13 protein-coding genes are annotated in these 13,871 nt (G+C 60.6%); 6 read left to right on the top strand and 7 right to left on the bottom strand.

The annotated features are described in order from the left end of the window. Positions 1-1,289 precede the first annotated feature (1,289 nt). From ACRQ5Q_RS21660 to ACRQ5Q_RS21650, 3 genes are all read left to right on the top strand, one after another. Entirely contained in the window at positions 1,290-1,670 is a 381-nt protein-coding gene (locus ACRQ5Q_RS21660; RefSeq protein ID WP_439392261.1) for an Arm DNA-binding domain-containing protein, read from the top strand. 33 nt (positions 1,671-1,703) lie between these two features. After that, a complete protein-coding gene (locus ACRQ5Q_RS21655) occupies positions 1,704-1,823 on the top strand; it encodes a hypothetical protein (RefSeq protein ID WP_439399850.1) in 120 nt (39 codons plus the stop codon). 886 nt (positions 1,824-2,709) lie between these two features. Further along, positions 2,710-3,909, top strand: coding sequence for an IS256 family transposase (locus tag ACRQ5Q_RS21650; protein WP_439392260.1), 1,200 nt, complete (start codon positions 2,710-2,712; stop codon positions 3,907-3,909). A gap of 2,311 nt (positions 3,910-6,220) precedes the next feature. Here ACRQ5Q_RS21650 and ACRQ5Q_RS21645 read toward each other — a convergent pair. From ACRQ5Q_RS21645 to ACRQ5Q_RS21635, 3 genes are read right to left on the bottom strand one after another with little or no spacing between them, the layout of a single operon-like run. Next, positions 6,221-7,438, bottom strand: coding sequence for a class I SAM-dependent methyltransferase (locus ACRQ5Q_RS21645; RefSeq protein ID WP_439392259.1), 1,218 nt, complete (start codon positions 7,436-7,438; stop codon positions 6,221-6,223). Positions 7,439-7,441: 3 nt separating this feature from the next. Further along, positions 7,442-8,230, bottom strand: coding sequence for a DUF1365 domain-containing protein (locus ACRQ5Q_RS21640; protein WP_439392258.1), 789 nt, complete (start codon positions 8,228-8,230; stop codon positions 7,442-7,444). A 5-nt stretch (positions 8,231-8,235) separates the two neighbouring features. After that, positions 8,236-9,549, bottom strand: coding sequence for an NAD(P)/FAD-dependent oxidoreductase (locus tag ACRQ5Q_RS21635; protein ID WP_439392257.1), 1,314 nt, complete (start codon positions 9,547-9,549; stop codon positions 8,236-8,238). 230 nt (positions 9,550-9,779) lie between these two features. Here ACRQ5Q_RS21635 and ACRQ5Q_RS21630 point away from each other — a divergent pair, with 230 nt between their 5' ends. From ACRQ5Q_RS21630 to ACRQ5Q_RS21620, 3 genes are all read left to right on the top strand, one after another. Then, on the top strand, positions 9,780-10,586 hold the full coding sequence (locus ACRQ5Q_RS21630) for a DUF1295 domain-containing protein (protein ID WP_439399849.1): 807 nt from the start codon (positions 9,780-9,782) through the stop codon (positions 10,584-10,586). A gap of 147 nt (positions 10,587-10,733) precedes the next feature. Next, on the top strand, positions 10,734-11,135 hold the full coding sequence (locus tag ACRQ5Q_RS21625; protein ID WP_439368051.1) for a DUF2177 family protein: 402 nt from the start codon (positions 10,734-10,736) through the stop codon (positions 11,133-11,135). 2 nt (positions 11,136-11,137) lie between these two features. Then, entirely contained in the window at positions 11,138-11,632 is a 495-nt protein-coding gene (locus tag ACRQ5Q_RS21620) for a TspO/MBR family protein (protein WP_439392256.1), read from the top strand. 52 nt (positions 11,633-11,684) lie between these two features. Here ACRQ5Q_RS21620 and ACRQ5Q_RS21615 read toward each other — a convergent pair whose 3' ends face one another. The 4 genes from ACRQ5Q_RS21615 to ACRQ5Q_RS21600 form a co-directional block, all read right to left on the bottom strand. Continuing rightward, the gene (locus ACRQ5Q_RS21615; protein ID WP_439392255.1) at positions 11,685-11,987 is read right to left on the bottom strand and encodes a hypothetical protein; all 303 of its coding nucleotides are present in this window, start codon (positions 11,985-11,987) and stop codon (positions 11,685-11,687) included. Between the two features lie 19 nt (positions 11,988-12,006). After that, positions 12,007-12,543: an RNA polymerase sigma factor gene (locus tag ACRQ5Q_RS21610; protein WP_439368054.1), complete on the bottom strand. Its 537-nt coding sequence runs from the start codon at positions 12,541-12,543 to the stop codon at positions 12,007-12,009. 121 nt (positions 12,544-12,664) lie between these two features. Next, positions 12,665-13,315 carry a ChrR family anti-sigma-E factor gene (locus ACRQ5Q_RS21605; protein ID WP_439392254.1) on the bottom strand — a complete coding sequence of 217 codons (651 nt, stop codon included), beginning with the start codon at positions 13,313-13,315 and terminating at the stop codon, positions 12,665-12,667. Next, positions 13,312-13,857 (bottom strand): sigma-70 family RNA polymerase sigma factor, encoded by a 546-nt coding sequence (locus tag ACRQ5Q_RS21600; RefSeq protein ID WP_439375603.1) that lies wholly within the window; start codon positions 13,855-13,857, stop codon positions 13,312-13,314. The genes ACRQ5Q_RS21605 and ACRQ5Q_RS21600 overlap by 4 nt, the downstream gene beginning before the upstream one ends. Positions 13,858-13,871: the final 14 nt, after the last annotated feature.

The raw sequence follows: 13,871 nt of genomic DNA, 5'->3' as shown, positions 1-13,871 counted from the left end.
GCGACCGTTCGAATAATTGAAGTCGTAGCCATCCGGACACGCGCCGTCTCTTCCGTGGAATTGGATCTGTTGAACTTGAGTGTCCTGGGCTGGCGCGGCCGGCAACGGTCCAAATGCGGCCAACGACAGAATTACAGCTTGGATAAGCACCGTTTCTCTCCCTCTTGGTCGATCTGTAACGAAGGGCACGGAAGCGAGTTCCTGCGACGATGCTTATAGGACGCTAAGGCGGAACGGCCATTGAACGGAACATTCACTTGCGGTTCACCCGCGCGACGCTGGTGGGCGGCCTGCCGCTGTAGAAATCGGGCCTGACATCAGATCCTCGGCTGCCGCATGAGCCGCAGACGAACCGCGCTCGACATCAGACAGGCGGACATCATGAGGCCACCGATTGGCGCGCAACGCGATGTGATGGCCGCAATGGTAGACCAGGACGCCGCGCAGGCCCATCTCGCGCATCTTTTCGGAACGTGATCTTGAGGGGCCGGCCGTCGGCGTGCGTAGGTGTGTGGCCTCGAGCAGAGCGAGGCATGCCGCCATCGAAACCTGGCGCAGGCGAGACTCAAATCAACAACACGTGGACTTCGGTCCCGCGCTCACGCCGCTGGCATTGAACTTGAACGAGCTAAGTTCGCTTGGCGATTTTTTCGTTTGCCCTTTCTGGGCGTGGCCAGCTGTTGATCATGCTTTTCAGGCCGATCCCACCGAGTTGCAACCGCTACCCCCGACGGCGGAAATCGGGCGGCCCAGCGCTGTTCGAACCTTCGTTCAAGGTCTAGGGGGATGGTACTCATAACCGCCTCCGTCCTCCTGCTCTGGTGCTTAACGCGTGTCGCCGTCGAAGGCTCCTTACGCGGGCCGTCCTTGACCTGAGCGGGGCGCCGGAGTCTGATCGGCGGCATGGGGAGCATCAGCACGACATCGACGAGCTCGCGCGCATGGAGCGCATCTGCAGGGATCTGGCGGAGGAAAGCGCCCTGCCCTTGGAGCGCGGCGCATTGCTGGAATTGGCCAAAAACTACGGTCAGGAAGCCGCTAGGGAAGTCCGTAGTTAGGACCGTAGATTGTTCTCGGCGCGAGCGAAAAAGACGAGCAATTTCAGCGAGGTTGACAGACACCCCTTCCGCTCCCTGCTAGTCCTAATCCGTCTTTCCGCGTCGAACATGTACTTGATCTAAAAGCGCTTTTCGAACATTTCTGTTCGATGACGTCCGACGCTGCAAGACCATAGCCACGCTATGGCCGTGGGTTGGGATGTGGGTTTAGGCGGACACCCGGAGTGGTAGATGCACCAAATCCTGAAAGCGAAAGAGGTCAAAAACGCAAAACCGGGCGACCGTCTGTCTGACGGCGACGGACTTCGCCTGGACCTCGACAAGAACGGGAAGGCAAGCTGGATCTTCCGTTTCAAGTCACCCAAAACCAGCAAGGAAAGGCTCATGGGGCTCGGTCCTCTGAGGGACGTGAGCTTGGCACAGGCGCGCGAAGGCGCCAGCGCCGCTCGGGCTCTGGTCCGAAACAACAAAGATCCGATCGAACATCGCAAGGAGGATCGAGCGAAGGCGAAGGCAGAAGCAGCGGGAACGATCACCTTCGAGGCTTACGCCAAGCGGTACATCAGCGGCAAGGAGACCGCTTGGAAAAACGAAAAGCACCGGCAGCAATGATCAAACAGCCTCGGTGATTATGCTTATCCGACTATCGGTCACATTGCTGTTCCAGCCGTCGATACCGAGCTGGTCCTGAGGGTTCTAAGCCCGATCTGGAACATCAAGAAAGAAACCGCACGTCGCGTCCGCGAAACGGCGCTCGCGGCGTAACTGGAATTTCCGCATTATTGAACCAAAGGATCCGCGGCAAGCGCCGCCCCGTTGAGAAGCCGATGCCGGCGCCGCTCGAGAAGTCGCTTGGAATCGACCAGTTCAGGAAAACACCGTGAATCTGCAACAGCTCAAAGCAGAGCGCGCCGCGGCCGGCGCAGCCTACCTCGAACCGCTCGCCTTTTCGCGAGGCGTGGGCTCGTCTGGCTGCGATTGATCGCACCTTGGCAAACCAAGACGTCGCGCAGGGTGAGGCGATCCGGTCCTGGCGCCCTTCGCTTCGCGCAAAGGACCCAAGGATGGACTGCGGGCACTCCAGCACAGCCCGTCCATGCACAGTAAGCGCCGAACCAGCTAGGCTTATCGCGGGCGTGTTGGTGGTGATGGCTCACTGACGGTTGGCCGAGATCAGCAATTTTTTGGCGCGCCCTCCCAAGAAAGCCGCGCGCTGACCGCTTACCGTGCCTCCATGAGACGCCTCGTACCGGTAGCAGCTGTAGCCGCGCTCGCGCTTATCGCGTGGGGTTGGCAAGCGATGCCAAAAGCGTCCTCCTTAGCCGTGCTAGGGTACCCCGATAACGCGTGTCGCTGCCAAGGGTGCGGCTGTAAGGGCGGATCGGGTTGGCGCTCAACATGGGGCCAATGCGTATCTCGCGCTAATGTGACCAAAATCTGCGGCTCGCCACCGGGCACGAAATGCACTTATGAGGGCGCGCAACAGGTGTGCCCGGTCGTGTCCCCAGTGATGGTGTAGCTCGGTAGAGCAAAGCCGTCCGCCCGCGCGCCCTCAAATAGCGCCGTAGCGGGTGGACGGCTTTGCGGTGGTCACCGGCAATTCGCCGGTAGGGTCGGGTTGCTGACACCAACCTGATTCGAGGAACCACCGATGACCGACGAGATGATGAACCTTCGCGCGCTTGTGGAGAAGGCCCCCGACGCCGACCTGCTGCGCGAGATGATTGGCTTTGCCGCCCAGCGGCTGATGGAGTTGGAGGTCGCCGGGCTGACCGGCGCGGCCTACGGCGAGAAGAACGCCGAGCGCCTGGCCCAGCGCAACGGCTACCGCGATCGGAGCTGGGAGACGCGCGCCGGGGCCGTCGAGCTGCGCATTCCCAAGCTGCGCAAGGGGAGCTACTTCCCGGGTTTCCTGGAGCCGCGCCGGATGGCCGAGAAGGCGCTGACCGCCGTGATCCAGGAAGCTTATGTGCAGGGCGTCTCGACCCGCTCGGTCGACGACCTCGTGCAGGCGATGGGCATGAGCGGGATCTCCAAGAGCCAGGTGAGCCGGCTGTGCGGTGAGATCGACGACAAAGTGAAGGCCTTCCTCGCCCGCCCGATCGAGGGCGACTGGCTGTATCTGTGGATCGACGCCACCTACGTGAAGGTGCGCCAGCAGGGGCGCATCGTCTCGGTCGCGGTGATCGTCGCAGTGGGTGTCAACAGCGATGGCCGGCGCGAGATCCTGGGCATGGATATCGGCCCCTCCGAGGCCGAGACGTTCTGGACCGCGTTCTTGCGCAAGCTCGCCCGCCGCGGGCTGCGCGGCGTCAAGCTCGTGATCTCCGATGCGCATGAGGGCATCAAGGCCGCCGTCAGTAAGGTGCTCAATACCGCTTGGCAGCGCTGCCGCGTCCACTTCATGCGCAACGTCCTGGCACATGCTGGCAAGAGCGGCCGGCGCGTCGTCTCCGCCTTCATCGCCACCGCCTTCGCCCAGGACGATGCCGAAGCGGCCAGGACGCAATGGCGCAAGGTCGCAGATCAGCTCCGTCCCAAACTGCCAAAGCTCGCCGCCTTCATGGATGACGCCGAGCCCGACGTGCTGGCCTATATGAGCTTCCCGGCTCCGCACCGTGCCAAACTGCATTCGACCAATCCGATCGAGCGCCTCAACGGTGAGATCAAGCGGCGGACCGAGGTGGTCGGCATCTTCCCAAACGAGGACGCCATTGTCCGCCTCGTCGGTGCGATCCTGCTCGAACAGAACGACGAATGGGCCGTCCAGCGCGCCCGCTACATGACGCTGGAAACCATCGCTCCCTTGAGCGATGATCCCATCGTCGGCTTGCCCGCCGTGGCAGGCTGATGCCTTCCGACCCGCCGGAAAATTGGCGGTGGCCTGCTGTCAGTTACACCACGCCACGGGGCACGATCGTGTGCCCCCGACCAGGCCATTGATCTGACAGCCAAGCTCACTGGAACCCAGTCGGGAAAAGTGGCAAGTTGCTTGGCTTTCTTTTTGAATGAGAGAGCATTGCTTGAGGCCTCGGCGCACCCCTCTACATCGCGGGTAGCTGAAAGCATTGCTGGGGGCCAGGAAATGATGCCAATCTTAGTCGCGTTCGGCCTAGCGATGCTCACCATCGGTTCTTATCAGGCGTTCTCCATGTTCCGAGATGGCTCATTTCGAGCTCGCGGCAACCGCCTGATCAGGCGCGCAGCGCATCCCCTAACATGGTGGATGAACTTCACTGGCTTGCTGCTCTTTAATTGCATCGGATTGGCATTGATTTGTTGGGCGTTGCTCCCCGATTCGTAAAATGCAGGTGAACGCTTATGTTCCGTCCCATGCTGCATGGCGTACGAGGCTCTGCCTGGCTACAGTCGGCAAGCAGGTCCCCGACCGGACACGCCTCGCCGTCCCGACAGGAAAGGCGGCCCGCCTGATAGTCGGGTCCCAACGAAGGCGACCGATGGATTTCATCGAAGTCTCCACCGCAATGCGACGACCCGGCACACTGCCCCCGCCGAAACGTGTGCCGGGCCTAGCCAGTCCGCCCGCTGGTCGAATCTGACCGGCTAGCGACGATCTTGGGGCGTAATTGCGACTTTGAAAATTGCTCGACTGCAACACTCGATAGCTTTTTGCGAAAGGCAGCCGCTGCGGAATTGTGCCATGCATCGGCCGCCAGCAGGCCAGAATCGCAACTGCAATTAAGCGCGTCTAGGATGCGGTCGGTTTCCGCGCTGGTTCGATCGAAGTCCGAGACTCCCGCTCCATCGCTAAATCAGCCCCCAGCCCCAGCGATGGAGCGGGCAGGATTCGGAAATCGTCACAACACAGGAACTCTCGGCTCGGTTTGCTCCGCCGTCCCGGGACTGCACCAGATCAGCGAGTCTGGCTTTCGCTCGATCTATTCTGCGAAGCATTTCTGCCTGCCGCATGCAGAAGGCGGTTATGGTCAGGTCACGCCGCGCGGCCTGGACCTCGTGCAACGCATGATCGATGGACGCCGTAACATTGCAATCAATCACTGAATGCCCCTCGCTAGAGGAAAAGTGTGGGGCGGTTTTCCGAAAAGATCATGCTCAAACAATGACCCAAAGCGCGGTGGTGATTCAATCTAATCTCATCGCGCTGGACCTGGCGCATCCGGTTATGCCCCCGGCCACCAGGCGCCGTCCAATGGACTAGCGCTGCGCTGCGGGCCCGGCATCCTTCTCTAGCTGATGCGATCCTTGTTCGGGACCGGGAGCTGCTTCATAATCCTGTGGCGAAGCTCCATCTTCCGGTGAAGAGGTTCGGATCAAGTGAACCCCACGCCTCTTCAGGGCAATCACGGCAAATCCCCACGCAAGGATCCAGCAAATGGACCACAGCAGAAAACCGTAACCCTTTCCGGCCACCAAGCCAGCTACAAACGAACACGCGTATGAGAAGAATGGCCATTTGCGGGGCCCTCCAACGGAGAGGACCGCTCCAAGCGAGACCAGAAACGGGGCGAAAGAGACGGCTATGACCCCAATCGTTTCGAGCGTGTCCATGGTGTGAGGCCACCCTACCAAGGAGTTTTCCTCAGCATAGTATTGAGCGGGACATGAACGAAGCTGGATCGATAGTTAACCTTGATAGGCGCAATGCAATCTATCTCAGTGCCTTTGAGCCAAGCCGGTACATACAAGCTGAAGTAAACGCACGGCGGGCGAATGCCGCCGTTGGAACGGCGGCATTCTGTTGGTTGCAACATGACACACGAGCCTATCGCACAACGCTCGCTGACCTCGCGGCGCGAATTGCGGCAGTCCAGTCGACGTACCTGCGCGGCTTCGCCCTCTGGCGAAGGAAAGACATGTACTCGGTTATTCCGGAGCGAGTCCGCTACGGTCGGACCAAACCGCGACGATCCTTGTTGTGCACATAGGTTCTTTCGACGCTCACGACAGCGCGCTATTCCCGCGAGCGTAAGCAGGTCTCAGCACAAATCCAAGTCGTCGGATCTGCTCACCGCGATGAGCTGGAAACTGCGCTTCAGAGAAGAGCGAGAAGTGCTGCGCCAGAAGCGCAAACAAATTCAACCCATCTCTCCTTCGAGTAATGATCCGCCAGCGCTAAAGACTGCCGTGCAAAGGGAACCAAGACTGTCGCCAAGAACAGCTATCAACCCGCCCATGAGGTTCTAACCTCGACGCGCAAAGACCAATTGGCGGACATCGATCTTTCCGGCCTTAAACCCCGCCTCACAGTAAGCCAAATAGTATTCCCAAAGTCGCCGGAATTGCTCGTCAAACCCAAGCGAGGTCAGGTCAGCCCACGCCTGACCGAAATTTGCTCGCCAGATTGCGATAGTCTTTGCATAATCTTGTCCAAAGACGCGCTCACGCATCATGGGAATCTCGAAACGCTCGCCGAGCGAGCGCAGGATAGCGGCCGAAGGCAGCATGCCGCCGGGAAAAATGTACCGCTGTATGAAGTCCACTCGGCGCCGGTAGCTGTCGAAGAGTTCGTCCTGGACGGTGATGGTCTGGATACCCGCCAGCCCGCCCGGCTTGAGCCTTTGATGCAGCTGATCAAAGTATGCGGGCCAGAACTGCTCGCCAACGGCTTCGAACATTTCAATCGAGGCAATGCGATCGAATTGACCTGTTTGATCGCGATAATCCTGCAGCCGGACTTCGACCATTTCGGCGAGCCCGGCTTCGTGAATCCGCCGGCGCGCGAATTCGTGCTGCTCTTTGCTGATGGTAAGTGCCAATATGCTGACGCCGCACGTTTTCGCGGCAAATTCGGCGAAGCCTCCCCAACCGCATCCGATCTCGAGGACGGTCTGGCCCTGCTGCAAATCGATGTCCTTCGCTAGTTGCTCGTATTTGTTCCGTTGCGCAGCGGCAAGGTCGGCGGTCCCGGATGAGAACAGAGCCGACGAGTAGGTCATGCTTCGATCCAGCCATGCCGCGAAGAACTCATTGCCGAGATCATAATGCGCATGGATATTTTGCCGTGACCCTCCTCGCGTGTTGCGGCGTAGCCCGTGAAGCATCCGGCGGCAGAGCCGGATCAGCATGTTCCCGGTAAAGGCGCTGTCGACGAGGTCGTCGTTGAGACAGAACACGTAGAGAAGCTGCGTGAGATCGGGCGTCGTCCAGTCGCCCCTGACATAGGCTTCAGCCATGCCGATGTCGCCGCCCATGATCAGACTGCGGGCGAACCTATAATTGTTGAGCTGAATCGTGGCCGACGGGCCTGATTCCACCCCTCGCAAGACCGTGGTCCTGTGGTCCGGAAGGCGCACGTGCACGCTGCCGAACCTGAGTCGCGATGCAAGCCGCAGCGCGAGCCGGGCGAGGAACGGCACATCGTCGAATCGCGCGGTCTGGTGATCGGCTATGACGTCCATGATCTAAATTCCGCCCTGTTTCATCCGGGCCACGTAGGGAACGCCTTTGATCCAAAGCCGTAGCGCCTCCCAATGGATGGCGGTCATCACCTTAAGGGTGACAAAGGGCAGACTAAAGAATGCCGCAACAAGTCGAGGACCGGTCAGCCGGCGCCGTCGTCCGACAAAGGCGGCCGCAAACATCGCACCCTGTTCGTTCCTCTGCTGGATTCTGACCCGCACATGACGCGCTGGCGGAGAGATGCTGAAGCGGTAATGCGTCCTCATCTCCATGAAAGGCGAGACGTAGAACTCCTTAGCCTGGGTTTGCCGGATCACCCGCTCACGGGCCGCCTCTAGCACCGGCAGGACGTAGGAATGCATCTCTCCGAAGGTGTTTCGCACCTCATAGATCAACAGCACGAGCTCGCCGGAGGCGCGATAGCAGAAGTAAATCGAGAGGGGGTTGAACACGTAGCCCAGGAGCCGCGGATAACACAGAAGAAGAACCCGGCCACCCGACAGGTCGATGCCGCGCTCGACCGCCAATTTCCGCGCGTATTGGCCCAGTTTTGCCCCCGCACGGTTTCCATGGTCGCGCTCGTGGAAGCTGAAGATTGCTGCTCGATTGACTCCGAACAGGCGCGACTGTCGATCTGCATCGTCTAGTCGGTCCAAGTCGATGAGAAGGCTCATCACCTCGTATGAGAATCTGTGCTGCACCGGCCGCCATCGCGCATGCATCACCTTTCCCCGATAGAGCACGACCGGCGCGACCGGCTCATTCCCTCTGGGCAGCCTCGATCCGAACATCGCAACTACTCGGCTGCTTGCGCCGGCAATGAGGTGGACTGACGCCAAGGCGGCGCACAGCCCATGGCCTCCGCGACTTGAATGCCGGACCTCAGACCGTCTTCATGGAAGCCGTAGCCCGTCCACGCACCACAGAACCATGTTCGGCGACGACCTTGAATCGCAGGAAGCCGCCGCTGGGCTGCGAATGCGGCCATATCGTAGAGGGGGTGAGCGAAATTGAATTTTGCAAATGTCTGGTTGGGGGCTGGCTCGCGCGGCGGGTTGAGGCTGACAAATAGAGGCTTGCGCTCGTCGATGCCCTGCAGCCGGTTCATCCAATAGGTCACGGCCGCGTCGTTCTCGACCGGTGTTTGTCGCCGCCATTGCAGAAAGTTCCAGGACGCCCATGCTTGACGGCGCTTGGGCATCAGACTGCGATCGCGATGCAGATAGACAGCATTCGGACTGTAGCGGATGGCGCCTAGAATGGACTTCTCCTGCGCGTCGGCGTCCAACAGCGCCGCCAGAGCCTGGTCGCTGTGGCAGGCCATCACAACGGCATCGTAGCTCTCCATCCCGCCACGGCTGTCGCGAATGGTCACGCCGTGTTCCGTTCGGGTTACGGAGGTGACTGCGCAGCCTAGCCGAATATGGTCCTTGAACTTAGCGGCGAGCTGGTCGACATAGCGCCGGCTGCCGCCTTCGACGGTGCGCCAGCGCGGGCGATCCAGGTGCAGGAGCCTGTGATTGTCGAAAAAAGTAACGAAGTTCTCCGCCGGAAAGGACAGAATATCCGCCGCCGAGGACGACCAGATGGCTGCCCCCATCGGTCCGAGATAACTATGGAACAGACGAACCCCAAATGACCCCCTTTGCAGATATTCGCCGAGCGTCATCTTGTCGAGCCGGCCGGCGCGCAAGTCGGCCACGCTCTCCTTGTTGAATCGCAGGATGTCGGCCAGCATTCGAAGGTATGACGGCGACGCCAGATTGCTCGGTTGAGCGAACAGACCGCAGGCAGTTTGCACAAGGCCTTCGCCGCCCCCACGCCATTCAAAGCGGCCGTGATCGGCCGACATCGCAAAGCTCATGCACGTCTCGACGGTCTTCACCCCCAGATGCGTGAATAGGGATGATAGCTCGGGGTAGTTCAGCTCGTTGAACACGATGAAGCCGACGTCAACGTCAATGGCTTCGCCATCATAGTCGATCCGAACGGTATGACTGTGCCCACCAGGCCGCAGCTCGCGCTCGTACACAGTCACGGCGTAGCGCTTCGACAGGAGCCAGGCCGCAGCATTGCCCGCAATCCCCGTCCCGATCACTGCTAAGCGCATCTTTCAACTGCCCCCATTGCGATACTGCCGGCCACCGGCCACGAGAAATGTCCAATTCCGAGGTCAAAGCCATTCCGCCAGGCTCGGATGCCACCGATTCGCATTCCTTTTGCGGGCAGCACATAGGAACGCTCCCCAACGCAGCCTGGATCACCTCGCGCATCCGAGCTTGGCATACTGAAACCGGCGCATACGGCGGCCGTACCGATGAAAACAGCTCCGGTGAATGGATGCTTTTCCTGAATCTGCAGGCAATGGCCGGCATTGCGCTGGCTCTTTCCGCGTTGATGGCGCTCGCTTGGGTGGTCCAACAGCGCACCGGCAATTCCGGCTGGGTTGACGCAATCTGGTGCTATTCGGTCGGGTTCGTTGGCTCTGTCGCGGCCCTATGGCCTCTCGAAGACGGTTCGTCGGCTCGCCGGGCTCTCGTGGCGGGGCTGGTGCTTTGCTGGTCGGCAAGACTTGGAACACACATTGCGCGTCGCGCCGCCGCAGGTGTCGACGATCCGCGTTATGCGAACTATGCACGCGAATGGGGCTGCGACGCTCCCCGCCGGATGTTCTTTTTCCTGCAGTCGCAGGGGTTGGCGTCGATCCCGCTGCCGTTTTCGATCTTTCTCGCCGCACACGCTCCGGACCCCGGCCTGAGACTGCAGGACTATGCCGGCGCGGTCGTCATGCTTGCGGCGGTCACCGGCGAGGCGATCGCTGACGAGCAATTGCGGCGCTTCACGCTCTCGCACTCCAAGCACAGCCTCGTTTGCGATACGGGAATGTGGCACTGGTCGCGCCACCCGAATTACTTCTTCGAATGGCTCGCATGGTTGGCCTATCCAATCATCGCGCTGTCGCCGCAATACCTGTGGGGCTGGGCCAGCCTCGCGGCGCCAGCCATCATGTACTGGATACTCGTGAAGGTGACTGGCATACCCCCGCTCGAGGAGCAGATGCTGCGATCGCGTGGCGAACGGTATCGAGAGTATCAGGCGAGAACCAACGCATTCTTTCCGTGGCCGCCCAAACAGCCGCTGCAATGATCGGGCGCCCCTACGCGCCGCGATTTGGCCCTACGTAGCGGGCCGCAAACGCGCACGAGCATGCGGATGTGATCCGATGCGGCTCTCGGCTCGTTAATCTTCCGTCCAGGTCTTAACGCTGGACACAGGGCGGAAGGGAAAGCGCACATGAACATCGTCTTCACGTATCTCAGTGTCGCGGTGACCTTCGTTGGGCTCGACATGATCTGGCTCAAGAGCATGGCGGAAAGGCTCTATCGACCGGTGTTGGGCGATATGTTGCGGTCCGAGCCCAATTTAGCCGCCGCCGCGCTGTTCTATCTGGCATATCCCGCCGGGTTGATCTGGTTCGCGGTGCTACCTGCGCAGCAGGAAGGCGCTGCGTTGCGCGCATTTGCCTCGGGTGCGCTGCTCGGATGCTTCACCTATTCGACCTACGATCTGACCAATCAAGCAACGCTCCGAAACTGGTCTACCGGGTTGTCCGTGGCGGACATCTGCTGGGGATCGTTTCTCGCCGGTGTGAGCGCCTGGACCGGCTTTCTCGTCGCTCAACGAATGGCTCCCTGATCATGCGCGTCGGAACCGAACTGCCGATGGACCAACGCCGCAAGAGCTGGAAATGGTATCGCGGCGGCGCGTTCCTCTGTCTCGTTCTCGCCGCGGGTTTTCTGATCGGCGTGCTAAACCGGCCCGGGGCTTGGTATACCGGCCTGAACAAGCCGTCCTTCAATCCGCCGGATGCGGTCTTCGCTCCGGTTTGGACTGTTCTATTCCTCCTCATTGCCGCAGCTGGATATCGCACCTTCGAGGCGGAACCGAACGGCGCCGCGATGAAGTTGTGGACCGTTCAGATGGTCCTCAACTTCGCCTGGTCGCCCATTTTCTTTTCGCTTCATCGCATGGACGTTGCACTCGGCGTGATCGTAGCTCTATTCATCGCAATCGCCGCATTCGTCTGGCGGCAGTGGACCGCAGACCGGCTGGCGGCGGCGCTTTTCCTGCCGTATGCCGGCTGGGTCGTGTTTGCGATGTCGCTGAATATCTCGTTGCTTCTGCTCAACTAGCATTGCAGCGGGATTGCAGATACCCTCGCCGACGGGCGCGTCGCGGATCGAGTCAGGGATGCGTGCGTTTGCCAAGCTCAACCAATGCTTCTCTGGTTTCCGCGATCTTGATGGACAATGACGTGAATGCGGACTGAATTCGGCCGTTTGCATCGTCGTCCAGCAACAGCGATGATGAGTCGACCAGCCCGTCTCCCAGGCGCTCCATTACAGCCAGGAGGCAATGCAGACCATCCGCAGGCTGCTCGACCGCAATACGTTCGACCTCTCGCACGATCTCTTCGAGCCTGATGACCGCAAGCACCAGGCGATCCTCGTGCCTGCGCATCGGAAATTCCACGATATCGGCGGTCAAGGCCGGTGCTCCCTCGCGTTCAGGTCGTGCCAGATGCGGCCAGGCAGTCCTTGCGCACGGTCAGGAGAGCCCGGTGCAGCCAGGTCTTTATCGTTCCTACGGGCACGCCAAAGCGTCGGGACAGACTCGCTCGGCTCTCGCCCTCGAGATAGGCGAGCGCCACCAGCTTGCGGCGATCTTCCGGCAACCGCGCCAATGCGCTAAAAGCAATGGGTTCGGCGCAGGCATAATCGAGGTCGTCGATCGGGTCTTCGCTTGCCGCAATCGATAGCGCCTCGTCGAATTCGTCAGTCGCCAGTCTTTTGACCCGCAGATGATCGATTGCGGTATTGCGGACGATCGCAGACATCCATGCCATCGCTGGAGCGCGATGGACCTCGAACCGGCAGGCGTTGCGCCAGATCTTCAGATAGGTCTCTTGCAGGATGTCTTCGATATCGTGAGACGGTGCTCCAACGGCGAGCGCCGTCCTGCGCAACCTGCCTCGTGTCAGCGTGTGCAGCGTCGAAAAAGCTCGTGCGTCGCCGCGTGACACCCGCGCGAGCAGTTCGGGCAATCCGTCGCTCTGTCCCTGTTTTGCCGGACGTGAGCAGCCCATGTCCCGTCTCCCTTGCGTTTGGCATTGAAACGCTCCGGGCTCACGTTCGGATCACCGGGCGGAGAGGCAGTGGAGTGGATTAAAGCCGCACGAAGGGCCCGATCAGCCGGCCAAGCAGACCGTTCATACGCAGATCACCGGTCATCGCAACCAGGCAGAGACATGGGCCTTCGTCGCCAACGATCGGACGATGATCGACCTCGTCATCACCATAGTCGAAATCGCCGGGGCCGAAACGACCGCCTTGGTGGCTGAAGCTGCCTTCGAGCACGAGGGTCAACTCGGTGCCGGTGTGAGTGTGTTCCAGCATGCGCGTGCCCGCCGCCGACCGTAGCAAGAAGGCCCGCGCCTTGCCCGAGCCGGAAAGCTCGATCGGCTGCATGCTGAGACCTGGCGCAACGCGCCTGGATTTGCCGACCCGGTAGCCTCGCAGCGCCGATGGAACATCTCGCACCATCCCGAACGTGGCGGTTGAGGACGGCGCAGCTCTCGGTCGAGGCGCAACGTCGATCCGGGCCAACACGCGCTCGAACGCATCCGTTGCCATCGGCACCGGCTCGACATCCTCGAGTGCCAAGCCCGCGAGCTGCTCTATCGCGCGCACGAACCGGGCGCACCGGGCGCATTCTGCCACATGCACCCCCACGACCAGATGATGGGCCTCTTCCAACCTGCCGGCGGCAAAGTCGGCCAGAAGATCTTCCGGCGGATGATGATGGATGATGGTCATGCTTCTTCGTCCAATAGCTCTCTCAGGCGGTTCATCGCCAGTCTGATCCGCGACTTCACTGTTCCGAGTGGAATTCCCAGCAGGCTTGCGATTTCCGGATGCGGCCTTTCCTCGATGAACGAAAGCGTCACGACCCTGGATTGCTGGGCCGACAGCTTCTCGATGGCTGACGTGATCCGAGCGGCGTCTTGAACGCGTGAAATGACAACATCGACCGGTTCGGCGAGATCCGGCGTATCCGGCAGCTCGGTCCCACCCCGCACGCGGTCTGCCCGCGCCTTGCTGCGGAACATATCGATCCGCAGGTTACGCGCGATCGTGAATATCCAGGCCGCGGCCCCGACCGTCGACGGATCGAACTGGCTTGCCTTCCGCCACACGGCGATCAGGGTGCTTTGAGCGATCTCATCGGCCTCGTCGGAACTGCACCCGGCCTTCAACATCAATCCCTTGATGCGAGGCGCGAAATGCTCGAAGAGGCGCTTGAATGCCTCTCTGTCACCAGAAGAGGCGACGCGTCCGATCAAATCAGCCCAGTTCACCTTCGCCTTTGGCC

It is taken from the genome of Bradyrhizobium sp. PMVTL-01 (assembly GCF_051861855.1).
GTDB lineage: Bacteria > Pseudomonadota > Alphaproteobacteria > Rhizobiales > Xanthobacteraceae > Bradyrhizobium.
This window is presented reverse-complemented; position numbering and strand designations above follow the sequence as displayed.

Coding starts and splice junctions, on each gene's coding strand:
- ACRQ5Q_RS21660 (WP_439392261.1), top strand. CDS start 1,290: ATGCACCAAATCCTGAAAGCGAAAGAGGTCAAAAACGCAAAACCGGGC.
- ACRQ5Q_RS21650 (WP_439392260.1), top strand. CDS start 2,710: ATGACCGACGAGATGATGAACCTTCGCGCGCTTGTGGAGAAGGCCCCC.
- ACRQ5Q_RS21645 (WP_439392259.1), bottom strand. CDS start 7,438: ATGGACGTCATAGCCGATCACCAGACCGCGCGATTCGACGATGTGCCG.
- ACRQ5Q_RS21640 (WP_439392258.1), bottom strand. CDS start 8,230: ATGTTCGGATCGAGGCTGCCCAGAGGGAATGAGCCGGTCGCGCCGGTC.
- ACRQ5Q_RS21635 (WP_439392257.1), bottom strand. CDS start 9,549: ATGCGCTTAGCAGTGATCGGGACGGGGATTGCGGGCAATGCTGCGGCC.
- ACRQ5Q_RS21630 (WP_439399849.1), top strand. CDS start 9,780: ATGCTTTTCCTGAATCTGCAGGCAATGGCCGGCATTGCGCTGGCTCTT.
- ACRQ5Q_RS21625 (WP_439368051.1), top strand. CDS start 10,734: ATGAACATCGTCTTCACGTATCTCAGTGTCGCGGTGACCTTCGTTGGG.
- ACRQ5Q_RS21620 (WP_439392256.1), top strand. CDS start 11,138: ATGCGCGTCGGAACCGAACTGCCGATGGACCAACGCCGCAAGAGCTGG.
- ACRQ5Q_RS21605 (WP_439392254.1), bottom strand. CDS start 13,315: ATGACCATCATCCATCATCATCCGCCGGAAGATCTTCTGGCCGACTTT.